Origin of the sequence: Frankia sp. BMG5.23, assembly GCF_000685765.2 — a bacterium.
GTDB classification, from domain to species: Bacteria; Actinomycetota; Actinomycetes; order Frankiales; family Frankiaceae; genus Frankia; species Frankia casuarinae.
In genome coordinates this window covers 77,009-100,483 of record NZ_JDWE01000010.1, presented here as the reverse complement: position 1 = coordinate 100,483, position 23,475 = coordinate 77,009, and the positions used below count along the sequence as shown (strand labels likewise).

The following is a 23,475-nucleotide window of genomic DNA, read 5'->3' as shown; positions in this document are numbered from 1 at the left end:
GGGCTACGGTCGACAGATGGGTGTCCCGGGCGATTCCGAGCGGCGGACCGACGGCCGTCCGCAGGTCGAGCCGCAGGTCGAGCCGACGGTCGTGGCCTGGGATCCGGTCATGGCCGGCTACGACTTCGGGCCGACGCATCCGCTGCATCCCGTGCGGCTCGAGCTCACCATGGACCTCGCCATGAGTCTCGGTGTTCTCGACGCGCCGGGCATCCGGATCTCCAGGCCGACCCTCGCCTCCGACGACCTCATCGGCCTGATCCACGATCCGGTCTACCTGAGCGCGGTCCGCGCCGCGCCCGACCCGGCGCAGGCCAGGTTCGCGGCCCTGTTCGGCCTGGGCACGGCCGACAACCCCATCTTCGAACGGATGCACGAGGCCGCCGCACTCATCACCGGTGGCACGATCGAGGCGGCACGGGCGGTGTGGAGCGGGCCGCCGCGGCACGCCGTGTCGATCGCCGGCGGGCTGCATCACGCGATGCCGGGAATGGCGAGCGGATTCTGCATCTACAACGACCCGGCGATCGCGATCGCCTGGTTGCTCTCCGCCGGAGCCACCAGAGTGGCGTACGTCGACGTGGACGTGCATCACGGCGACGGCGTGCAGACGGCGTTCTACGACGATCCGCGGGTGCTCACCATCTCCCTACACCAGACGGGGAGTACCCTCTTCCCGGGCACCGGATTCCCGACCGAGGTGGGTGCTCCCGCCGCGGAGGGCACCGCGGTGAACGTGGCGTTGCCCCCCGCCACCGGCGATGCCGGCTGGCTGCGCGCCTTCTCCGGGGTGGTGCCGGTGCTCCTGCGGTCCTTCCGGCCGCAGGTGCTGGTGACCCAGCACGGCTGCGACACGCACGCCTTCGACCCGCTGGCCGATCTGGCGCTGTCGGTGGACGGCCAACGGGCCTCCTACGACCTGCTGCACGCGCTGGCCCACGAGGTCTGCGACGGACGCTGGCTGGCCTGCGGCGGTGGCGGGTACGCGCTGGACACGGTCGTGCCGCGGGCCTGGACGCAGCTGCTGGCGATCGCCGGCCACGTGCCCCTGGATGCCGGCCGCGCCCTGCCGGAGGACTGGCGCTCCGCGGCGCCGGGACGGGTGCGGGCGGCGACCGGGCAGAAGTCCGTCGGAGCCGCCGCCATGCCCCGGACGCTCGGGGACGGGGTGAGTGTCCGGTATCGTCCCTGGGACGCGGGAGAGGGAGACCCCGACGATCCGTTGGACCGGACGGTGGCGGCGACCCGGCGTCAGGTGCTGCCGTTGCACGGCCTCGACCCCACCGTCGACCGCTGAGCCCTGCGTGAGAGCTGAGCACTGCGTGAGAACCGGGTGAGCGCCGCGTGAGCACCGAGCCTCCGGTCGTCTATCCGGCCGAGTGGGAGGCCGACGTCATCCTCAGTGACGGCGGCACCGCCCACATCCGCCCGATCCTGCCGACGGACGGCCCGCTGTTGCGGACCTTCTGGACCCGGCTGTCGACCCAGTCGATCTACTTCCGGTTCTTCGCCGTGCGCCGTGCCCTGAGCGACGCCGACATCCACCGGATGACGACCGTGGACCAGCGGCTGCGCGGCGCCATCGTCGCGATGATCGGCGACGACCTGGTCGCGGTCTCCCACTGGGAGAGCACCGCCGCACGGCCGACCGAGGCGGAGGTCGCCTTCCTGGTGGAGGACGCCCAGCAGGGACGAGGGCTGGGTTCGGTGCTGCTGGAGCATCTTGCCGCCGCGGCCTGGGACCGTGGGATCCGCCGCTTCGACGCCGACGTGCTCGGGGAGAACCAGCAGATGATCCGGGTCTTCCTCGATGCCGGTTACACGGTCTCGAGGACCTGGGACTCGGGCGCGGTCCGGCTGTCCTTCGAGATCACCCCCACCCAGAAGTCGGTCGGGGTGATGCGGGCCCGGGAGCACCATGCCGAGGCCGCCTCGATCGGTCGGCTGCTGCATCCGCGCGCGATCGCCGTCATCGGTGCGGGGCGGTCTGCCGCGTCCGTGGGCAACGCGGTCCTGCGTCACCTGCTCGCCGGCGGTTTCGACGGCCCCGTCTACCCGGTGAACCCGGCGGCGGCCGCGGCCGGCGGCGCGGTGGCGTCGATCCAGGCCTACGCCGGCATCGAGGACGTGCCGCGTCCGGTCGACCTGGCCGTGGTGTGCGTGCCGCCCGCGCAGGTGCCCGACGTCGTCGCCGCCTGCGGGCGGGCGGGAGTCTGGGGGCTGGTCGTCCTCACCGACCAGCGCGACGCCGCCGCAGACGCGGCCCTGGTGGCTGAGGCCCGGGCGGATGGCATGCGGGTGGTCGGCCCGGCGAGCATGGGCATCCAGAATCCGGCGGCGGGGTTGAACGCCTCGATGGTGCCCCGGATGCCCCCGGCCGGCCGCATCGGCTGCTACTCCCAGTCGGGTCCGTTCGGCGGGGCCATCCTGGCGGCGGCGGCCGCGCGCGGGGTCGGTCTGTCGGTCTTCGTCTCCGCCGGGGACCGGGCCGACGTGAGCGGCAACGACCTGCTCCAGTACTGGGAGGAGGACCCCGAGACCGACGCGGTGATCATGCATCTGGAGACCTTCGGTAACCCCCGCAAGTTCGCCCGGCTGGCCCGGCGGGTGGGTCGGCGTAAACCAGTGATCGTCGTGTACTCCGGCCGTTCGACCCTTGACGACGCGCTTCTGCGGCAGGCCGGGGTGATCGGCGTCGACCAGGTCTCCCAGGCGTTCGACGTCGCGCTGCTGCTCACCACGCAGCCGCTGCCCGCGGGCGGTCGGGTCGCCGTCGTCGGCGACTCCCGGGCCCTGGTCCGGCTGACGGCCCGCGCCGCCGACGCGGCCGGGCTCAGAGTCGAGGAGGTGCTCCTCCCGGTTGGCAGCTCCCCCGGGGACCTCACCCGGGCGTTGACCTCCGCCGCGGACCGGGCGGATGCGCTGATCGCCACGCTGGTCCGGCTGCCGCCCTCCCCGGCCGGGCCGATCGCGGTGGACGCCGTCGCGGCTGCCGCGACCATCGAGATCCCGGTTCTCGCCGCCGTGCAGGGGGTCGAGATGCCCGGCGAGCTCGCTGGCATCCCGGCCTATTCGTCGCCGGAGGCTGCCGTCGCCGCGCTGCGCCGGGTGGTGGGCTACGCCCAGTGGTGGGCGCGCCCGATCGGCACCGTGCCGACGACGACGGTGCGAGCAGACGAGGCGCGTTCGCTCGTCGCCGGACTCACCGGTCGCCTTCCGGAGGATCGGGCTGCCGCCCTGCTGGACTGCTACGGCGTCACGGTGGAGCCGGCCGTCCTGGTGACGTCCCCGCGCCGGGCCGTCGAGGCGGCGGGCCAGCGCGGCTATCCGGTGGCGCTCAAGGCGCGGTCGCGGCCCTACCGGCATCGTCCGGACCTGCGCGGTCAGCGTCTCGACCTGCCCGACGCGGCAGCCGTGCGGGCGGCATGGGCGTCGCTGCGCTCCCAGCTCGGGGCGGAGGTGCCGATTGTCGTCCAGCGGATGGCCCCGGTCGGCGTGTCGGTGGTTGTCGGTTCCGAGGAGCATCCCCGGTACGGTCCCCTGGTCTCGTTCGGCCTCTCGGGCCCCGCGACCGAGCTGCTGGAGGACCGCGCACATCACATCCTTCCCCTCACCGACGTTGACGCGGCGCGCCTCGTGCGCTCGGTGCGGGCGGCGCCGCTGCTGCTGGGATACCTCGGCTCGACGCCGGTCGACATCGCCGCGCTGGAGGACCTGCTCCTCAAGATCGCCCGGCTCGCCGACGACGTGCCGGAGGTGGTTCATCTCACGTTGGATCCAGTGATCGTGTCGACCGGGCGGGTGACCGTGCTGTCCGTGGAGATCGTTGCTGGACCGTCGGCGCCCCGCGCGGACGTCGGACCTCGGCGGTTCTGGACACCGAACCACCCGACTCCGGACGGGGCGACTATCCGGGGTGGTTCAGCACAACATGCGCACGCCGTCCACAATCGTCTCCCATGACGTCGCCGCACTCCGCGCAGCCGCCTGTCCGGCCCGCTTCCGGCGCATTCCCGATGCTCTCCCCTGATTCTGCGGGAGTTGCCGGGACGCCTGGTACCCCCGTAGAGGGGATGCCTGGGCAGGCGTCTCTCGTGCCGATGTACCGGCCGGCGAACGTTGGGCTGTCGGAGGCGCTGCCGGGGGACCTCGGGTCGGTGGATCTGGGGTCGGTGGATCTGGGGTCGGTGGCCGCGGGGCCCGCGGGTGCGCGCTTCTCCGTGAGCCCCCCGGGATCCGCCTCCCCGTCATCGGGCGTTGTTCCGTCCGGCCAGGGGGATGTCTCCCCGGGACCGAATCCGGTCACCCGATCCCAAGGGGGACCGTCGGCTGGCCCACACACCAACCCCGCCCCACACACCAACCCCGCCCCACGCGCGCATCCCGGCCCGAACCAGGTCCCCGGCCCGAAGCACGCTCCCGGCCCGGAGACCGGCCCCGGTCAAGACCGGGGAGCCGACCCCGAGCTACCCGGACTACCCGAGGGCTGGCCCATGGTCGCCCGGCCGGCCGCTTCGGCCGTGACCGCCGAGCCGGTCACGCGGGACGTCATCGACGGCACCGAGCCGCGCCGCGCGCCGGAGGCGCCAGGGATGCGCCGGTCCGATCCGGCGGGGCTGCCGGGGCGTGTCCGGTCCGCTTTCCCCCTGCCCGGACACGCCCCGGGAACCGACCCCGCGGCCACGTTCGTGATGCTGGACGCGCTGTTCGCGTGGGCCCCGGTCGGTCTCGCCCTGCTCGACCGGGCCGGGCGGTTCCTGCGGGTCAACGACACACTTGCCCGGTTCGACCGCCGGCCGGTCCACGAGCACCTCGGCCGTACCGTCTCCGAGCTCCTCGGCGACACCGGCCAGGAACTCGACGCTCTGCTGGCACGGGTGCTGCGCACCGGCGAGCCGGTGGTGGACTTGGAGGTCATGGTCGCCACCGATGGTTCCGGGCCGCCGCAGACGTGGCTCGCCAGCTGGTATCCGGTGAACGACCCTCAGGTCGGGCTGGTGGGCGTGGCGTTCGTCGCGATCGACGCCAGCGGGACGCGGGCGGTCGAGGGGGAGCGGGCGCGGGCCGACGCACGTTACCTCGGCCTCGTGGACGCCGCCGCGGTGGACGTGTTCCACGCCGAAGGCGACGGGGCACTCGATGCCGATCTGCCCCGCCTGCGGGCCTTCACCGGGCGGCATCCGGCGGAGCTGGCCGGGTTCGGCTGGCTCGGCGTGGTCCACCCCGACGACCGGGAGCGGGTCGGGCGCGCCTGGCACGGGGCGATCGAGCACGGTGAGACCTTCGAGGCCGAGTTCCGGATCTCCGGTGGCGGAGGCGACCGCACCGCCATGCGGGTGGTCGAGGCCCGCATCGTTCCCATGCCGGCGGCCGGCCGGCCGAACAGCCGGCCCAGCGAGTGGCTCGGGGTGATCCGCGACCTCACCGAGGTACGCGCCGCCGAGGCCGACCGGGCCACGGCCGACCAGCGGGCCCGGATCGCGACGGAACGGGCCGAACAGACCGCGACGTTGGCCGTGGCGCTCGCCCGGACCCTGACCGTGGACGACGTCGTCGCCACCGTCCTCGACGTCGGGGGGCGGATGGCCGGGGCCGCCGGCCGGGGCGTCGCGCTCGTGGACGAGGCGCACGACCGGCTGCTCTTCCACGCCCCGCCGGGTCCCGCCGACGGCCTCGCCCGCTGGTCGGAGGTGGCGCTGGGGGCGGTACATCCGGTGGCGGAGGTCATGCGGGGCGGTCGTGCGCTGTTTCTCGTCGACCGCGACGAGCTGCTCGCCCGCTGGCCGGTGCCGGAGGTCGCCGACGTCGCCGCCGCGGCGGGTGAGCATGCCTGGGCGATGCTGCCGCTGGCCGTCGGGGGCGGCGCCCCCTTCGGCGTGGTGACCTTCGGGTTCCGCCAGGCGCGGGAGTTCACCGCCGCTGATCAGGCGTCCCTCATCGCGATCGCCGACGCCTGCGCGCAGGCCCTGGAACGGGCCACCGGCTACGAACAGCTCGCCGCCGACGCCGCGCGCGGTCATCGGACCCTGGCTGCGACGCGCGAGGCGCAGGCCGCCCTGGCACTCGCCGATCGACGCCTTCAGCTGCTGGGGCGAGCTACCGGGATCGTGGCCGCGGCCGTGGAGCCTCCCGTCGCCCTGCGCTCCCTGGCCGAGTTGATCGTCTCGGAGGTCGCCGACCTGTGTGTTGTCCAGCTCGTCACTGGCACACCCGCTCCCGTCCCGGCGTCCTGGAGCGCTGCCGCGGTGTCCGTCCGGGACGGGGACGCGGCCGGGGATAAGGCCGGGGATAAGGCCGGGGCCGAGGAGACGGCGGGGGACCGGGCGGCAGAGCCGGTGCCCGAGCTGCGTCCACTCGTCGTCCTGGCCCGTGACGGGCTTGGCACGGTGCCTCCGTTCGCCTCGGGGGCCGGCGCGGCGACGTCGCCGGCGAGTCCGTTCGCCCGGGCCGCCCGCCGGGGCGAACGGCTGATCGTCGCACTGACAGCGGGCGAGTGGGATCCGCCGGCCGACGCCGAGCGGTGGATCCGCCAGGTGGGGGCCCACACGATGGCTGTCGTACCCGTGGTACGGGTCGGCCACGTCGTCGCCGTACTGAGTGTGACCGCCGTTGCGGATCGACCTCCGTTCACCGAAGCGGATCTGCTCTTGCTGACCGAACTCGCCGCCCGGGTGGGGGTCGTCCTGGACCGGATCGATCGGGGGGCCGCCGAGCGCAGCAATGCGCTGGCACTGCGCGAGGCGTTGCGCGGTTCTCCACCCGCCGTCCCGTCCGGGCTCGAGGTGGCCACCCGTTACCTGCCCGGCGGGGTCGATGACGACGCCGGTAGCGACTGGTTCGACGTGATTGACCTGGGAGCCGGGCGAGTCGCCCTGATGATCGGCAACGTGATGGGCCGAGGGATCCGGGCGACCGCGGTGATGGGGCAGCTGCGCGCGGCGGCCCGCACCTGCGCCCGTCTCGATCTTCCCCCGGCCGAGGTGCTGACGCTGCTGGACGGCATCGTCGCGGACCTGCCCGGGGAGGAGATCGCCACCTGCATCTACGCGGTCGTTGAGATCGACAGTGGGGTGCTGACGCTGGCGAGTGCCGGGCACCCGCCGCCCCTGGTCGTCGCGCCGGACGGGTTGGTCTCCAGGCTCTACATGGCGGTGGGATCTCCACTCGGGGTGGCCCGGTCGGACGTGACCGAGTACACGGTGCGACTGGGACGGGGATATCTGATCGCCCTGTTCACCAACGGGCTCGTCCGGGGACGTGCGCGCGACCTCGACGCCGGGGTCTCGCAGCTCGCGGCCGCGCTCGCCCGCGCCAGCGACAGGTTCACCGCGAATCTGGACGACCTGGTCACCACGGCGTGTGCCGGTCTCGGTCCCGCCGTCGCCCCCGGCCCAGTGGGTTCCGGGGCGGCCGACGGGGCGGCCGACGAGGTGGCGGCCGATGACGTCGCGCTTCTGTTCGCCCGGTTGCCCGTTGAACCGACGGCCGCGGCGGCCCTCCTGGACGTCACCTTCGACGGTGCGGCGAGCCTGCGCGCCGTGCGGGCTCAGGCCAGGCTCGCGCTGGAGAACGCGCCGCTGGCCTCGGAAGTCGTCGACACCATCGTTCTGGTGCTGTCGGAGCTGGCGAGCAACGCGGTGCGGCACGGTCGCCCACCACTGTCGGTGCGGCTGCGGCTGCTGGGCGACCGGGCCGTCGTCGAGGTCGCCGACGGTGGCGGCCGGGTGCTGCGGCGGCGCCACGCCGCGGCCGAGGATGAGGCCGGCCGCGGGCTCGGCCTGGTCTCCCAGCTCGCCGTTCGGCATGGCGTCCGTCCGGTCCCCGACGGGAAGGCCGTGTGGGCCGAGATCGACCTGACCGGGACGACCCCGCCCGAACCGGACTGACGCCATGGCCAGAGGGTCAATTGCGTGGTCTGTTATATCTGTCCGATTTACCTCAGTCCGGCGGGTGAATCCGTCCGGACGGCCGGGGCGGGGCTGCCCGGGTGACGGGCTGACCTGCCGGCTACGGCACGAGACGGCCTGATACGGGTGGACCGGCCGTCCCGGCGGCATCAGGAAGTCTGGTGTCGCGTAACGTGAGCTGCATGCCGGACGCGGTGCTGCGCCTCGACAATGTCAATGTCGTGCGAGATGGGTCATACCTGCTCAGGAACGTGTCGTGGGCGGTGTTCCCTGGCCAGCGCTGGGTGGTCCTCGGTCCCAACGGCGCCGGGAAGACGACCCTGCTGCAGGTGGCCTCGGGCCGGCTGTTTCCCACCAGGGGCACGGTCGACCTGCTCGGCGCCCGTCTCGGCAAGGTCAACCTTCTCGATCTACGATACCGGGTGGGTGTCGTCAGCCCGGCGCTGGTGGAGACGCCACCCGCCGACGAGCGGGTACTCGACGCGGTGGTGACCGCCGGCTGGTCCGTGCTGGGCCGCGCCGACGAGGAGTACGACGAGGTCGATCTCACCCGCGCGGCCGGCCTGCTGACCCAGTTCGGGTGCCGTGGACTGGTCGACCGTCGGTTCGGAACCCTCTCCGAGGGAGAGCGCAAGCGCGTGCTCATTGCCCGGGCCCTCATGACCGACCCGGAACTCCTCCTGCTCGACGAGCCCGCCTCCGGGCTCGATCTGGGTGCGCGGGAGGCGTTGATGCGGCGGCTCACCCGCTTCGCGGCCGACCCCATCGCTCCTGTCCTCGTCCTCGTCAGCCACCACGTGGAGGAGATCCCGGTCGGGGTGACCCACGCGTTGCTGGTGCGCGGCGGCCAGGCGCTTGCGGCCGGTCCGGTCGCGCAGGTCCTCACCGCGCAGGCGCTGTCCTCCTGCTTCGGGATTCCGTTGGAGGTCGGCGTGGCGGCCGGTCGCTACACCGCCCGGCTTGCCGCTGGACCGCCTCCCCGGCATCCGGTATCCGCCTCGGTCTGAGTCTGTGCCGCGGGGCTGAGTCTGTGCCGCGGGGCTGAGTCTGTGCCGCGGGGCTGAGTCTGTGCCGCGGGGCTGAGTCTGTGCCGCGGGGTGTTTGTCCGTTCAGGGGCCGATCGGCCGTGACCGGGGTCGGTCGATGGTCGGACGGGGTCGGTCGATGGTCGGATGACCACGATCGGCGGGGTGCGGTGACCGTCCCGACGTGATCCGGTCCCGAGTCACCGCTCGGTCCCGGCGTTTCGCGTACGGTCCGGTGGGCCGTCCATCCCCGTCAAGCGGCCTCAGCCCGTCGTAGCGCGCCTTTTCCGGTATCGCCGGTGTATTTTTTCGCGGCGGCCGTCGTGCTCCCTCTCCGAGGCTCGTCCGTTCGTGGGCCGGCCGGCGACCCGGACGGACGCTGACCGCCGGTTGCCCCCGGACCCGTCGCTGGTTGGCCGTCGTTCATCGTTCGTCGAGCAGCTCCCACAACCATCCCGACCGTCGCACACCCGCGCCGAGCGACCTCAGCCGGCCGGCAAGTTGCCGATCCGAGGTGATGACGACCACGGGCGCGACCGCGTCGCGCGCCGCCGCCACGATGGCGTCGTCGCCGTGCCCGGGGGCGTGCACGACGACGATGGTCGGTGCCGCGCGGTCCGCCCTCGCTGGAACGTGGCGGCCCTTCTCTGGCGCGACGTCCGCGGGCCGGACCTTTTCGGGTGTGATCTTTCCGGGCCGTACGGTTCCCTCGGGAACTCCGGCCCGTGCCGCACCCTCGAGAACGACCACGATCCGCTCAGGCCATTCCGGCCTCGATGATGGCCGCGGGTGCGTGCCGGGACGGGTGATCCGCGCCGAAATAGCGTCGACCAGCCGTCCGGCCGCGCCTGGGCGGTCCCGCCACCACCCGTCGGGCCGGGAGCCAATCACGTTGGCACCGTCTACCACCCACGTGCGCGGGTACTCGTCCGTGGGTCGGCTCATACCGGCGGCGCCGGAATCAGGGGTACTCATCCGGCGCGGCGATCCCCTTTGGCATTCGTACCGGTCGGTTCCGCTCGCGGCACCACCACCCCAAAGGCGCCGGCGGCTGTTGCCCGCCGTTTGCCGGGCAATCGTCCACGGGAGTCGGTAGACGAACACGATCGGTGTCCCAAGGTCGGAGGACATGGACGCCGCTCGGTCCACGCCTGCCCAACTGTCCGCTTGCGGTCGGCCTTTCGACTGGGAAGGTGTGATTCGCAGAACATGATCATCCCTCTATCATGTGGAGCTTGCTCCCTGTCTTTGGGTTCCGCACTCCGACTGCCAGGGCGGCGTGCGTTGAGCGCTGACTTCGTCTTCGGCGACCCAAGCCTGCGAGCCCGACGAACCAGGCGTGACAGTTCCCCGCGTTCTCGTGGTAATAATAGACGCGTGAGTTCTGCGGTCCGCTGACCTGAAGGAGAGTGGCATGGCCCAGAAGACCATCGTCTCGTTGATTGACGATCTCAGTGGAGAAGAGGCCGACGAGACCGTCCGGTTCGGACTCGACGGTGCGCAGTATGAGATCGACCTGTCGGAGAAGAACGCCACGAAGTTGCGTGAGTCGTTGGCTCCGTTCGTCACCGCGGCTCGCCGTTCCGGCGGTCGGGCGGCGGGTGGCCGGCGTGGTGTGCGTGCCGCTTCGCGCCGTACCGGCGGAACCGACCGTACCGCCGACATTCGTGAGTGGGCGCGCAGCAACGGTTACACGGTGAGTGACCGGGGGCGTATCGCTTCCAACATCGTCGAGGCGTACGACAAGGCCCACTGATCCTGGTCTTGACTGCTTTTCCGGGGTAGGGACCGGAGCAGTGGAACCCCTTGTAGCGGTAGTGCCCGTGGTATTGGACGACGGGCCGCGCGATCCGGCGGACCGAAGATCGTGTGATCAGGTTTTGCATGGTCAGGTTCCTGCCACACCGACCGGGCCGGTGTGGCAGGAACTATTGGCGTTGCCGCTGACGCAGTCCGTCGCCAGATCTGTTCGTTCCGTCAGTTCGGCAGCTGCCGGGCCATCCAGTTTTCGACGTCTTCCGCGGTTCGCGGAAGTGCGGCGGACATGTTCCGCCTTCCATCCCTGGTGACCAGGATGTCGTCTTCTATCCGGACGCCGATGCCTCGCAGTTCCGGCGGAACCATCAGGTCGTCCGGCTGGAAGTACAGGCCCGGTTCGACCGTCAATACCATGCCCGGTTCCAGCGCCGCGTCGCGATAGGTCTGGTCGCGCGCCTGCGCGCAGTCGTGCACGTCCAATCCGAGCATGTGCGACGTGGAGTGCAGGGTATAGCGGCGATGGACGCCCGCTCCCGGGGAGCGTGGGTCCTCGGTCAGCGACTCCTGCGCACTGACCGGCAGGAGCCCCCAGTCGTCGAGCGCCGTGGCGATGACCCGCATGGCGGCCCGGTGCGGCTCCAGGAAGGACGCTCCCGGCCGGACCGCGTCGATCCCGGCCTGCTGGGCGCGAAGAACCACGTCATAGACCTGGCGTTGCACCTCGGTGAACCGTCCGTTGATCGGAAGCGTGCGGGTGACGTCGGCCGTGTAGAGGGACCGTCCCTCGACCCCCATGTCGAGCAGGGCGAGATCACCGGCGCGTACCGGCCCGTCGTCGCGGACCCAGTGCAGCGTCGTGGCGTGGTGGCCACAGGCGACGATGGAACCGTATCCCACGTCGTTGCCGTCCACCCGGGCCCGCCGCCAGAACGTCCCCTCCAACCATCGTTCTCCGTTGGGCAGGTCCATCGCCCGACCGATTTCTCCCACGCACTCGGTGAAGCCACGCACGGTCGCGGCGATCGCCTCGTCCAATCGGGCGATCTCGAAGTCGTCCTTGAGCAGCCGCAGCTCGGAAAGGGCCTGTGCGAGGGCCAGATCGCGGTCGGTTCCTGGTCCACCCCGGCCGGACCAGCGCAGCACCGAACCGTCCACGACCGGATCGACTCCGCGTAGTACCCGGGTGTTTCCCGGTGCCAACCGCGCGAGCGCGTCCGCGAGCTCCGTGAGCGGCCGGCATTCGATCTCCAGCTGTGCCGTGGTCTCCCGAACCCCCGGTCTGGGACCGACCCACAGTTCCCCGTATCGCCGGTCGGTGTAGAAGGCGGAGCTCGACCGGTCGGACCGCCCGGCGACATAGAGCACCGCATCATGCTCACCGGCCGCGTTGGGTAGCAGAACCAACACGGCATCGGGTTCATGGCAGCCGGTCAGCCAGAAGAAGTCACTTCCGGGACGGAACGGAAAATCTGTGTCGTTTGCCCGTACCCGCAGACCGCCGCTCGGCACCACAAGCGCGTCCGCCGGGAACCGCGAACCCAACAAGGCGCGACGTTTCGTGGTGTAGGGTGCGCAGTCATCGCGGGATGGCACAGCGTCGTCAATCGGCGCCCACCCGGTCGACATAAATCGCCGGAACGCCGCGTGTGGTTCCTCGTCGTGGTTGGCCTGTCCGGGTTCGCGCACGGAATCATCCGATGCCGGAGGTTCACTGGCCCCGGTGGGGACAACGCCCGGCTCGTCGGTCGTGATGAGGTTCGGATCACGCCCGGCCGGCGCGCTCTCGGGCACCCCCGTGCCGGTCGGTGGAGGTGAGCTTTGGTGGGACTGGGCACTCATACCGTTAACGGTAGGCCCCGTTGCGGACGGCGGGTAGCGCGAGGCGCACCGCCATGCCCGGCGCGTTGGCCGGACTTCTCGTCGTTGGTCCGCCGGGCATTTGGTGCATCGCGCCGCCGCGGTGATGCCGGGCCGATGTGGGCGGTCGCGTCGCGACCTGGGCCCGAACGCCGCTACCCACTTCGCCGCCTTCGGACCCTTCCATGAAGACTGTTCCTCCCACCTCGGGTGAGTTAACGAGGGCACGCAATCGGTTGTGGGAGATCTGGGGGATCCGATCGGTTGTGACCTTCCGTCGTGGACTGTTAACTCATCTGCCGGTCGGCGGGGAAGGCGGGTCCACGTTGCACGGATCGAGTCGGTCCGGGGGCGGACGTCCTCGGTGTGCCGTAATGCCGGTCCGATAGCCACCGGCATCGTGCGATTCGGGTGCTGTGCTCGATTCGGGTGCTGTGCTCGATTCGGGTACTGCACTCGATTCGGGTACTGCACTGCGTGTCGCGAACACCATCGGGTACCGGCATCATTGTTGCGCATCCCGATACCGGTGGCTGTCGTCGGGATCGCAGGATCGGGATCGGGCCCGCGACCGGTCTCGATGCTCGGCGTCAGCCGGGGTCCGCCGCCGCTCGGCTCGGCCGGGACGGTCCGGGCGGCACCGTCGGAGTCCGCACGGTCCGCGGGCCGGCCGGGGGCCTGCGAGGTCGTACATCCGACAACCCCTCGGGAATGCCATGACGCCCGTCACCCGTCACCATCGAAAAGACTGTCCGGGAGGGTTCCGGTCCGTCCGCGCCCACGTCGTGCCAAGGTGGTCCGGCGGGTTCGCGCCGGTGGTGGACGGTGCCGACCCCGGGCGGCGCCACTGGCGCGGATGATCTCATCCCGGTGGATGAGGGAGGAGGACGCGGCCATGACCTGGCCTCCGGATCGTCCGGATCGTCCGGAACGGTACGGGCCGACGGCGGGACGCCGGGACGGCGAGCGGCCTGGCCGGTCCGTCCGTGACCCGCGGGACCCACGCCGGGCCCCTGAGGAGGACTGGCCCGTCGGGCAGTGGCCGCGCCGGGAGCACCGGCCCGCTCCGCGGGGTCACGATGATGACGAGCCGCGCGTACCCCCCGGCGCCTACCCCGATCCCTACGGCCGGTACCCCATCGATCACCCGGCGGCCGAGCCCCGGTATGACCGGCCGGCCCCGGAGGGTCCCGTGGCACCCGGGCAGGGCGGCTTACGGCGCGGTCTCACCGCCATGGCCGCGGTGTTGGCGACCCTCGTCCTGATCCTGGCGACCGGTGGCTGGGCCGTGCTGAAGCACTACGACGGTAGGGTGCATCACATCCCGCTGGCCTTCTCCGCCAGCGCGGACCGGCCGGCGTCCGCATCGGGCGGAACGCAGAACATCCTGCTCGTGGGGTCGGACACTCGGACGGGGACCAACGGCGAGTTCGGCCAGGTCGAGGGGCAGCGGTCGGACACGACCATCCTCGCCCACCTCGACGGCGACGGTTCGACGACTCTCATCTCCTTCCCCCGGGATCTGTGGGTGCGGATTCCCGCGTACACCGACGCGGCGGGCACGCAGCACGCGGCGCAGCGGTCCAAGCTGAACGCCGCCTTCTCCTACGGCGGGCCGTCCCTGCTCGTGGCCACGATCGAGAACCTCACCGGGATCCGGGTCGACCACTACGTTCAGATCGACTTCATCGGCTTCCAGGGGATGACGGACGCCCTCGGCGGGGTCACCGTCTGCATCAAGGAGCTTCCCCCCGAGCTGAAGGCACGGGGTTTCGACAACCTGCACGACCATTACTCCGGGTTTTCCGGTCAGGTCGGCGAGAACACGCTGAACGGGGCGCAGGCCCTCTCCTTCGTCCGGCAGCGGTATGGCCTACCCGAGAGCGACATCGACCGCATCCGCCGCCAGCAGCAGTTCCTCGGTGCCGTCTTCCAGCGGATCGCGTCGACGGACACCCTGCTCAACCCGGCGAAGCTGCTCGGGGTGGTCGACTCCGCCACCTCGGCGCTGACGCTCGACGAGGCCACCTCCCTCGCCGACCTCCGGTTTCTCGCGGTGCGGATGCAGTCGATCGGATCGGGCGGCGTCGCGTTCACGACGGTGCCGGCGGCAGCTGGCACCCGCGGGGGGCAGAGCGTCCTAGTTCCTGATCCAGCCCAGCTGGGCACCTTCCTCAAGCCCTTCGGCGGTCGTGTCGCCGACGGGAGCTCCACCGGCGCACTCCCGGCCGGCGCGGGGGGTGGCTCCTTCGCCGCGGTACCGGTGTCCGCCGCGGTACCGGTGGTCTGGTCCCCGACCAGCGCGGCGGGAAGGTCCGTCCCGGGTGACGCGGGCGGGGTGTCCTGCACCTATTGAGGCGGCCTCAAGGCGTTCAGCGCCGAGTGGCTGCCCCGGCGGCGCGGTGGCTGCTCGTCCAGCGCCGCGTTGAGCTCCGCGCCCAACAACACGGCCAGCGCGGTGATGTAGAAGAACAGCAGCGCCGCCACCGGTGATCCGAGCGAGCCGTAGACCAGTTCGTGACTGAACACGATCTCCAGGTAGTACCGCAGCACGCCGCTGCCCACGAGCCAGCAGACGAGCGCGAGGATCGCTCCGGGCAGCGCCCGCCACCAGGGTCGGCGTACCGGCAGCGAGAGGTGGTACAGCGAGGTCAGCATCGCCAGGGCCACGAGTCCCACGACCGGCCAGTAAAGCAGTGTGATCAGGGTACTGACGAGGGGATGGCGACTGGCGTCGAAGATCCGCGAGATCAGTTCGGGCCCCAGGACCAGCGCCGGCAGGAGGATGACCCCGCTGGCCACTTGGGCGAGAAACAGCCACAGCGCCAGGAGCCGGCTGCGTACCGCCGAGCGCAGCTCGCGCTGGCCGTAGGCGATGGTGATGGTGTTGACGAAGGTCGCCATCGCGGTCGACCCGGTCCACAGGGACAGCACGAAACCGATGGAGATCACATCCGGTCGGCCACGGGAGAGGATCTGGTCGATGGTCGGGCGCACCGCGTCGTCGACCACCGATTCGGTCAGCAGGCCGCCGGCGCCGTGAAGGATGCTCTGCCGGGCGCTGTCGAGGGCGTCGGCTCCGATGGCGTCACCGACGTAGCCGAGCGTTCCCAACAACGACAGCAGGAGTGGGGGCAGGGACAGCAGCTGCCAGAATCCCGCCTCGGCCGCAAGCCCCAGGACCCGGTGCCGCCAGGCATTGGTGATGGTCCGATGGGCCAGTCGCAGGGGTCCTCGGGGCAGCCGGCGGCGCTGGCGATCCAGCCGGTGGAACAGCGTGCTGCGCCGGATGGCGGTCCAGGTCGCGGCGTGACGGTTTCTGGCCCGCGTTAGCAGCCCGGGATTCACCTCGACGACCACCCTGCGCAGCAACACCATCCAGCGGCCGCTCACCGGGGACGATGCCACGGGAGCCGGTGTTTTGTTTCCCGCGGCGGACACGGCCCCCACCGTATGGCCTGGCGTTCCCGGGTGCCGAAGGGCACCCGGGAACGGAGTGGATGATCGCGGCGGAGGCCGCCCGGAGTAACGGATGGGCCGCCGGCCAGCGGCGAGGGAAGTGGTCAGGGATCCTGGATACGCCAAAAGGGACACATCGCTAGATCGTGATGTGCCCCTTCAGGGTGCCTGGGCGGCCGAGTTCAGGACACGCTGAGTTTGTCGGTCTCGTCGTGATACTCAACAGCCATCTCACGCAGCTTCGAGTCGTGCGACTTCGCGTGGTGCCGGCAGAACAGGAGATCGCCGCCCCCGGGCAGCACGACCCGCACGTAGGCCTGGGCACCGCACCGGTCGCAACGATCAAGATTGGTCAGCGTCGGCTTCGTGATAGTCCCTGTCACATCTACTCCAACTGTGTTAGGCGGTCAGACGTTCCAACTGACCATGTGACGGTTTACTCACAGCCGGCTCTCGTGGCGTCGTTGCATCCAGAGCGGCGTGGTGTCCGTGGTCCTCCATACCACGAACGGGTACCCGTCTCGGACGCCCGGTCGTCTGATCAGGGACGTCGGGCACCGAAGACGATGTCGTCCCATGCTGGCACTGACTTGCGTCCGCGTCGACCGCCTGCCGGACGTTCGTTCCCACGGGCGGTGTTACTCGGGCGTGCCCGTGACGCAGCGGAGGCGCTCGATGTGTCTACGGTCATCTCGTCGGTCCCGTCCGGCGCATCCTCCGTCTGCGCGGAGGGAGCCTTGGCGGGGGCTTCCCGCCGGGCTTCCCGCCGGGCTGCCGTGCGGCGCGCCCCGGGCGTGGAATCTGTGCCGGATCCGGCGGCTCGGGCGGCTGGTGCCGAGGTCACGGCGGCCGCGGCGGCTGCGGCGGCATCGGTGCCCGCTAGCGCGGCCGGTTCGGCGGGAGCGGATCGCGCTGCCGTACCGACGTCTGGGGCCGACGGCTCCGGTCCGGCCGGGGCCGCGGCGGCTGTCCCGCCCCGCTCCCCGCCGGCGACGGGAGGCACCTGCGCCGAGCCCGGGACCGGCAGCTTGGCGGCTGCCCCGGTGGGAGACGTGGCGGATGTCACGGGCTGCGGACCGGCCGGCGCGACGGCCGGTCGGGAATGCACTCCTGATCGTCCGGTCCCGGACGCGGACCCCACCCTGGGGCGGCTGCCGGGAACGCCTCGCCCCGTCGCGGCCGTCCGGCGAGCGACCTCGCCGCGGATCGGTTCGGGCCGGACGGGACGATCCAGGGACTCGGCTTCCTCGGCCCGGGCGGCCTTCCGCTCCACCGCGCGCGGGTCTCCCGGGGCCGCTGGGTCTGCGGACCGGGCAGGTACGGACCAGGGGGTCACGGCTCGGGTGTCCGCGGATCGGGTGTCCGCGACCACGGGTTGCGGTTCGGCCGCCTGGATCGTCTCCGGACGGGTGGGCGACCCGGGCGACCCGGGCGACCCGGGTGCCCCGGGCGCGATCCCACCGCCCGCGGTGTCCCCGGGATACGCGTTATCCCCGGGATATGCGTTATCCCCGGGATACGACGCGGCCGGGTGGGAGGGCAGGGCCGCGGGCGGAGGGTACTGTCGCTCGGGGAGGCCGTGCTGCGGGGCCGGTGTTCCCGGCGGCAGGCCCGATTCCGCCATCGCAGCGACCATCGGCTGGACCGGGGTGGCCGGGGTGGCGGGGATGCCCTGGTCGTGCACAAGGGTGAGCGCTGGCCCCGCCGCCCGCAGCGCCGCCGACGATGATGGTACGGATGACGGTGCGGGCACCGGCGCCGGCTGCTCTGCCGTCTCCGGCGCCACAAGAGTGCGGGCCGCGTCGTCATGTGGGCGCACCCGGCGCACCACCGGATCCCACGTCCAGCGGGCGCAGCGGCTTTCCGAGGTGAGCTGGACGAGCCAGATGCCGTCGACGCGGCGCCACGCGTCCCACTGCGCCGCGGCCGGATTGTCCTGGGCTCCCATCAGCCGCGCGTCGACGACCTCGCCCAACGGCCGTCCCGGCACGCCCCCCGGATCCTTGGGGAGCAGCGCGGCCCGCGCCTCCTGCACGACCCTGGCACGTTCGGCGAGGACGGGACCCTCATAGCGCTCCACCCGTTCCACCGGGATCCCGGCGGCCCTGGCCACCTCCGCCGCGGTCTCCCCGGCGCGCAGCCTGGCCTGGATCTCCCGTGGGGTGAGCGCGCTCTCGGTACGCACCTCGCTGCGACGCACACCGCGCAGGGCCGCGCGCAGCCGGTCGTCCACGGGCACCCGGAACTGCTCGCCGTCCGTCCTGCCGTTCGCGTCGGTGAGCACGAGGTAGCCGCCGTCCTCGCTGAGTGCGACCGCCCGCAGCTCGCGCATGGCGCCTCCTCCTCCGTCGAAGCCGTACCGCTTGTCGCCGTGCCGCGGCGGGCGGACCGTTGCGCCGGACGCGCATGGGAGCGGATGTCAGCATGATGCGTCAACCCGCCTTCGGCCTGTGCGTCCCGGTAGCTGACAGCCTGCCATCGATGGCGTCGGTCGCGGGCGTGGCGGCGGGCGACACGCACAGTCTGACCGTGTTGGGCCTGTTCGGGCAGTCCCGGAACGTCCGGATCCGGGACGAGTGGACTCGCGACCGGTGGATTATGGTCGCCTGCCGCCCGGGGGGCGGGTCGCGGGACCTCGGCGGCGGGCGGGCCGGGCAGCCGGTCGGGGCCGGTTCTGGTCGACCAGGCCGGAGATGGCGGCGCCGACGATGCCTGCCTCGTTCTGGAGTTGCGCGGGGATCACTCGGGTACGCACCTCGAGCTGGTCGAGGTATTTGTCCGCTCTCTTGCTCACCCCACCACCGATGATGATGAGGTCGGGCCAGAGCAGCGCCTCGATGGTGTTGAGGTACCTGGTCACCCGTTTGGCCCACTTCTCCCAGGAGAGGCCCTCGCGTTCCCGGGCCGCATCGGACGCCCTGGTCTCCGCGTCGTGCCCGGAGATCTCCAAGTGGCCGAGTTCGGTGTTGGGCACGAGCTGGCCGTGGAGGAACAGCGCGGTACCGATCCCGGTTCCGAACGTCGTCACGACGACCAGGCCGGTGGTGTCGCGTCCGGCGCCGAAGGTCATCTCGGCGATGCCCGCCGCGTCCGCGTCGTTCATCACGGTGATGTCCACCGGGCCCGTGGCGGCGGCCGACCCGCCCAGCGCCTCGGCGAACAGGGACACCACGTCGGTGCCGATCCAGGACGGGGCGATGTTCGCCGCCGTGAGCGCCACCCCGTTCTTGACCACTGCGGGCAGGGTGGCTCCCACCGGTCCCGACCAGCCGAAGCGGCCAACCACCTCCGCCACGGTCGCGGCCACCGCGGTGGGCTCGGCCGGCTGCGGAGTCGCCAGCCGGAACCTGGGCGCGGCCAGCGACCCGTCCTCGACGTTGACCGGAGCGCCCTTGATTCCGCTTCCGCCGACGTCAACCCCGAAGACCTGCATCGCCGAGCCCTCCCCTACCGATGTTCTGACCTTGCCGACCCCGCCGACCCCGCCGACCCTGCCGCGGTGCCGTGGGCCGAACCGCCGCCCAGTGACCGCGGACGTCCGTCGACCGCACGAGTTGTAGTCTCGCAGGCGATCGGGGCGGCCACGGTCCGACTGCCCACGTCGTGGCCTCTCCGTCCCGATCGCGTCCCGCCGGTGAGTCCGCCGCCGCGTGGCCCGACTCGGGACGAGCCGCGACTCAGACGAACGGCTCTTACCCTGGAGGAATGAGCCTCACCGACACCCATGGTCGCATCGCGACGGACCTGCGGGTGTCGTTGACGGACCGCTGCAACCTCCGGTGTACCTATTGCATGCCGGCCGAGGGACTCGCGTGGCTCCCTGGCGAGCGGATGCTGACCGACGACGAGGTAGTCCGGCTGGTTGGCGTCGCGGTTGGGCGGCTCGGCGTGACCGAGGTTCGCCTCACCGGCGGTGAGCCCATGCTGCGTCCGGGTCTGGTGGAGCTGGTGGCGCGGCTTGCGGCCCTGCGGCCGCGGCCCGAACTGTCCGTCACCACGAACGGTCTGATCCTGGCCCGCCTGGCGGGCCCGCTGCGGGCCGCCGGTCTGGACCGGATCAACGTCTCCCTGGACACGCTGGACGCGGACCGGTTCGTCCGGATCACCCGCCGGGAGCGGCTCGGTGACGTGCTGGCAGGACTGTCCGCCGCCGCCGCGAGCGGGTTCACCCCGGTCAAGGTCAACAGCGTCCTCGTTCGGGGCGTCAACGACGACGAAGCCCCCCGGTTACTGCGCTGGTGTCTGCGGGAGGGCTACGAGCTGCGGTTCATCGAGCAGATGCCGCTGGATGCGCAGCACGCGTGGCGTCGGGACACGATGGTGACGGCCGGCGAGATCCTTGCCTGCCTGCGGGCGGAGTTCACCCTCACGCCGCTGCCGGGCCGCGGCAGTGCGCCCGCCGAGTTGTTCGAGGTGAACGGTGGGCCCGGGCGGGTGGGGGTGATCGCCTCGGTGTCGGCGCCGTTCTGCGCGGCCTGTGACCGGGTCCGGCTGACCGCCGACGGCCAGGTACGTGACTGTCTGTTCGCCCGGCGGGAGAGCGATCTGCGGACCCCCATGCGTGCCGGCGCGGACGACGAGCGGCTCGCGGCTCTGTGGCGGGCGGCCGTGCGGGGCAAGAAGGCGGGGCACGGCATCGACGAACCGACCTTTCGGCAGCCGGACCGGCCGATGTCCGCGATCGGCGGATGACGGTGGCCCGGTCCGGGTCGTATGCCGGTGTCCCCGCGGGTTGGAGTGCCCTGGTGCTGGCCGGGGGTGGGGCGCGCCGGCTCGGCGGCCGGGACAAGCCGGCGGTGATGGTCGGCGGTTCCACCCTGCTCGAGCGGGTGCTGTCCGCGGTGTTGGACGCCGAACGGGTGGTCATCGTCGGTCCCCGGCGCGACCTGGCCGTCGATCCGATTCCGCCTGGTCGGGTGCGCTGGTGTCGGGAGGATCCGCCCGGCGGGGGACCGGTCGCGGCGATCGCCGCCGGCCTTGTCGAGATCACCACACCGTTCGTCGCCGTCCTCGCCGCCGACCTGCCGTTCCTGACCGGCCGGGAGATCGCGCTGCTGCGCCGCGGGGTCGCGGACCCCGCGGCGCAGGCCGCGCTGCTGGTCGACCCGGACGGCCGCCGGCAGTTTCTGGCCGCGGTGTGGCGGACGGCCTCGCTGTGGGCGGCGCTACCCGCCGATCCGATCGGGCGCCCGGTGCGCGGCCTGTTCGCAGACCGTCCGGTGACCGCGGTCCGGGCGCACGCCCGGACCTGCCTCGACTGCGACGAACCGGCGGATGTGGCGCGGGCCCGCAGCTGGGCCGCGGTGGGCGAGCGTGGCCCGGCCCGGCACGATAGGCCTATGACCTCCGCCGATGACCAGCAGCCTGATCACCAGTCGTGGTCCGATCATCGGGCTTCGGCGGATCCGCCGCCCCCGGAGGCCGGACGTCATCGCCCGCCGCCCGCCGCGGCCGTCGGCTCGGGTGCCGGCAACGTTCGGGACAAGAACGTTCGGGACAAGAACCTCCTGGAGCGGGACGTCCTGGCGCAGTGGGTGTCGGACGTCTGCGCCGAGCTCGGCCTCGACGCGGCACGGATCGACGTGGGCGCCGTCCTCGATCTCGCGCGCGACGTCGCCCACGGGGTCGCGCGTCCCGCGGCGCCACTCACCGCGTTCCTGGTTGGTCTGGCCGCCGGCCGGAACGCGGGCGGTGCCCACGGTGAGGAGGGCGGAGGCGAGGGGGGTACGGATGGTGAGCGGGAGGCCGCGGCTGCGCGCGCGGCGACGTCGGCCGTGCTCGGCCTCCTGGCGCGGGCGCGGGCGGGGACCGGACCCGCTCAGCCCATCCGGCCCGGACCCGCCTCGTCGAGGTAGCCGCGCATGTCGATCGCCATGGTGCGCACCGCGTCCTGGTCCGGCTCCGCGTACTCCTCGCCACGCGCCGACGCCCGCGCGTATCCGAAGGTCAGTCGCGGCAGCACCTGCGTCGGTGTGTCCATCCCGCCCTCCCAGCCGGGTTCGTCCCCGGTGAACGCGGCAGGTCCGGAGGGCAGGTCGCCGGAGGTGGGGGAGGCCGTCACGACGACCCAGTCGATCACGCCGAGTATGAGGATCGCGGCGAGTGCTGGCAGGGCCGCGATCGGGTTCCAGGCGGCCAGCCCCACCAGGACGAACACCGCGACCACCGTCAGTCCGCCGATGAGGTGCCGCCGCGCGGGACGAAGCGCGGGAACCTTACGACCATGCCGATAGTGCGCCATACCGACAGTGTGCCTGGGATGCCGCGTTCGGCCCGACCGTGGCCGCACCGTCCGAGTGCGGCCACGGTGCCTCACCCGGGATGGCGTTTCGCCCGGCCCGGCGCCCGATCCGGCGCCCGATCTGGAGGAGGCGTGCGGTATGCCCGGGGACGTTGGTTCGACCACGGGGGGATCGGGGTATGCCGCACACGCCGATCCGAGGCCCGGGCAGCGGCGTCCACCTCCAGGTTGGCGTTCGTGTTGCCCCGCAGGAAGATCATGACTTATTGTGATCTCCTTGACTCCTGCGGTCACCGAATCGGGGTTCGGCGTGCCGGAGTGGCGTCGGGCACCCGGAGCATCCGACAGCGGAGGGTATGTACTTCCTCTCTTTTTGGCGAAGGTTGCGTAGGTCGACCCCGTCCTGAGTCACACTTTTCGAAGGAAAGCAAAGGACCATGGCCCGGCGCCGCACCATGTGTTCAACCTCGCGAAGCTGGAGGTTCGCCGTGGAGGCTCGACGTCGGATGACACGTCCGCGCCGAAAGTCCGCCCCTGGCACCCTGCTGCTGCTCAGCGTAATCGTCTCGGTGTTCCTCGCCGCCGCTGCCTGCGGCTCGCCGAGTTACGAATACGTAACCAACAAGAAGGACGGCGCGTTTGTGCGTGTCCCGACCGGGTGGAATCACCAGGAGATGCCCGGACCTGCGCTTTTCGGGATCGACGCCCGCAATGTCAGCCCCGAGATGCTGCGCGGTCTCATGTCGCGGGAATGGGTCGTCGGCATCGACGCGGCCCAGCGGTTCGACAACACCCGGCTCCTCGTGCCGGACGCAACGCAGCCGAAGGGGTTCGTCCAGGTTCGCCACCTGCTCCCGGAGGAGGCCAACGCGGTCTCCACCAACGATCTGCGCAACTTCGTCCTCTCCGTCGACGACGCGGTGGCCGCGCAGGAGCAGGCCGTGCGGCAGAACCCCTACGGTGCGCGGCTGACGCCGAACTTCCTGCTACTCGCGGACGAGGTTGTGCACAAGAAGGATGGTGTGCACGGGGTGCACCTCGTTTACCAGGTGCAGACCCAGGCCGGGCTGGTCACCATTGACCAGACGAGCCTGCTCGACAACGGGCAGCGAGTGCTCTACCAGCTGATCCTCGCGTGTTCGTCGCTGTGTTACGCCACGCATGGTCAGCAGATCGGCGATGTCGCCAAGTCCTTCACGATCGAGCCGACGGACCGAGGTCAGTAGTC

The 23,475-nt window shown here is 71.6% G+C and carries 16 protein-coding genes; 9 read left to right on the top strand and 7 right to left on the bottom strand.

Features of this window, described 5'->3' with window-relative positions:
* Nucleotides 1-16 precede the first annotated feature (16 nt).
* The 4 genes from BMG523DRAFT_RS07280 (at nt 17) to BMG523DRAFT_RS07265 (ending at nt 8,914) form a co-directional block, all read left to right on the top strand.
* Nucleotides 17-1,297: an acetoin utilization protein AcuC gene (locus BMG523DRAFT_RS07280; protein WP_035909655.1), complete on the top strand. Its 1,281-nt coding sequence runs from the start codon at nt 17-19 to the stop codon at nt 1,295-1,297.
* A 47-nt stretch (nt 1,298-1,344) separates the two neighbouring features.
* Nucleotides 1,345-3,963 carry a bifunctional GNAT family N-acetyltransferase/acetate--CoA ligase family protein gene (locus tag BMG523DRAFT_RS07275; RefSeq protein ID WP_011437880.1) on the top strand — a complete coding sequence of 873 codons (2,619 nt, stop codon included), beginning with the start codon at nt 1,345-1,347 and terminating at the stop codon, nt 3,961-3,963.
* A gap of 530 nt (nt 3,964-4,493) precedes the next feature.
* Nucleotides 4,494-7,886 (top strand): SpoIIE family protein phosphatase, encoded by a 3,393-nt coding sequence (locus tag BMG523DRAFT_RS07270; protein ID WP_235462935.1) that lies wholly within the window; start codon nt 4,494-4,496, stop codon nt 7,884-7,886.
* 203 nt (nt 7,887-8,089) lie between these two features.
* Nucleotides 8,090-8,914: an ABC transporter ATP-binding protein gene (locus BMG523DRAFT_RS07265; RefSeq protein ID WP_011437878.1), complete on the top strand. Its 825-nt coding sequence runs from the start codon at nt 8,090-8,092 to the stop codon at nt 8,912-8,914.
* 441 nt (nt 8,915-9,355) lie between these two features.
* Here the strand turns inward: BMG523DRAFT_RS07265 and BMG523DRAFT_RS22790 are convergent, their stop codons facing one another.
* Nucleotides 9,356-9,907, bottom strand: coding sequence for a hypothetical protein (locus BMG523DRAFT_RS22790; protein WP_011437877.1), 552 nt, complete (start codon nt 9,905-9,907; stop codon nt 9,356-9,358).
* Nucleotides 9,908-10,346: 439 nt separating this feature from the next.
* Here BMG523DRAFT_RS22790 and BMG523DRAFT_RS07255 point away from each other — a divergent pair, with 439 nt between their 5' ends.
* On the top strand, nt 10,347-10,688 hold the full coding sequence (locus BMG523DRAFT_RS07255; protein WP_011437876.1) for an Lsr2 family protein: 342 nt from the start codon (nt 10,347-10,349) through the stop codon (nt 10,686-10,688).
* A gap of 221 nt (nt 10,689-10,909) precedes the next feature.
* Here BMG523DRAFT_RS07255 and BMG523DRAFT_RS07250 read toward each other — a convergent pair whose 3' ends face one another.
* The gene (locus BMG523DRAFT_RS07250; protein ID WP_035731599.1) at nt 10,910-12,316 is read right to left on the bottom strand and encodes an aminopeptidase P family protein; all 1,407 of its coding nucleotides are present in this window, start codon (nt 12,314-12,316) and stop codon (nt 10,910-10,912) included.
* 1,126 nt (nt 12,317-13,442) lie between these two features.
* Here BMG523DRAFT_RS07250 and BMG523DRAFT_RS07245 point away from each other — a divergent pair.
* Complete coding sequence (locus tag BMG523DRAFT_RS07245; RefSeq protein ID WP_011437874.1) at nt 13,443-14,903, top strand: LCP family protein; 1,461 nt, start codon at nt 13,443-13,445, stop codon at nt 14,901-14,903.
* On the opposite strand, the gene BMG523DRAFT_RS07240 is transcribed toward BMG523DRAFT_RS07245, so the two are convergent.
* The 4 genes from BMG523DRAFT_RS07240 to ppgK form a co-directional block, all read right to left on the bottom strand.
* Nucleotides 14,897-15,955, bottom strand: a complete 1,059-nt coding sequence (locus BMG523DRAFT_RS07240) for a YihY/virulence factor BrkB family protein (RefSeq protein WP_235462931.1) — start codon at nt 15,953-15,955, stop codon at nt 14,897-14,899. The genes BMG523DRAFT_RS07245 and BMG523DRAFT_RS07240 overlap by 7 nt on opposite strands.
* A gap of 233 nt (nt 15,956-16,188) precedes the next feature.
* Nucleotides 16,189-16,389, bottom strand: a complete 201-nt coding sequence (locus BMG523DRAFT_RS07235; protein ID WP_011437872.1) for a hypothetical protein — start codon at nt 16,387-16,389, stop codon at nt 16,189-16,191.
* 158 nt (nt 16,390-16,547) lie between these two features.
* Complete coding sequence (gene sepH / locus BMG523DRAFT_RS07230; protein WP_023840361.1) at nt 16,548-18,338, bottom strand: septation protein SepH; 1,791 nt, start codon at nt 18,336-18,338, stop codon at nt 16,548-16,550.
* 264 nt (nt 18,339-18,602) lie between these two features.
* Complete coding sequence (gene ppgK, locus BMG523DRAFT_RS07225; RefSeq protein WP_011437870.1) at nt 18,603-19,439, bottom strand: polyphosphate--glucose phosphotransferase; 837 nt, start codon at nt 19,437-19,439, stop codon at nt 18,603-18,605.
* 272 nt (nt 19,440-19,711) lie between these two features.
* Here ppgK and moaA point away from each other — a divergent pair, with 272 nt between their 5' ends.
* Nucleotides 19,712-20,698, top strand: coding sequence for a GTP 3',8-cyclase MoaA (gene moaA, locus BMG523DRAFT_RS07220; protein WP_011437869.1), 987 nt, complete (start codon nt 19,712-19,714; stop codon nt 20,696-20,698).
* A complete protein-coding gene (locus BMG523DRAFT_RS26320; protein ID WP_235462930.1) occupies nt 20,695-21,861 on the top strand; it encodes an NTP transferase domain-containing protein in 1,167 nt (388 codons plus the stop codon). Before moaA ends, BMG523DRAFT_RS26320 begins: the two co-directional genes overlap by 4 nt.
* Here BMG523DRAFT_RS26320 and BMG523DRAFT_RS07210 read toward each other — a convergent pair.
* Complete coding sequence (locus tag BMG523DRAFT_RS07210) at nt 21,825-22,247, bottom strand: hypothetical protein (protein WP_011437867.1); 423 nt, start codon at nt 22,245-22,247, stop codon at nt 21,825-21,827. The two genes, BMG523DRAFT_RS26320 and BMG523DRAFT_RS07210, sit on opposite strands and share 37 nt — an antisense overlap.
* A gap of 506 nt (nt 22,248-22,753) precedes the next feature.
* Here BMG523DRAFT_RS07210 and BMG523DRAFT_RS07205 point away from each other — a divergent pair.
* The gene (locus BMG523DRAFT_RS07205; protein ID WP_011437866.1) at nt 22,754-23,473 is read left to right on the top strand and encodes a hypothetical protein; all 720 of its coding nucleotides are present in this window, start codon (nt 22,754-22,756) and stop codon (nt 23,471-23,473) included.
* Nucleotides 23,474-23,475 lie beyond the last annotated feature (2 nt).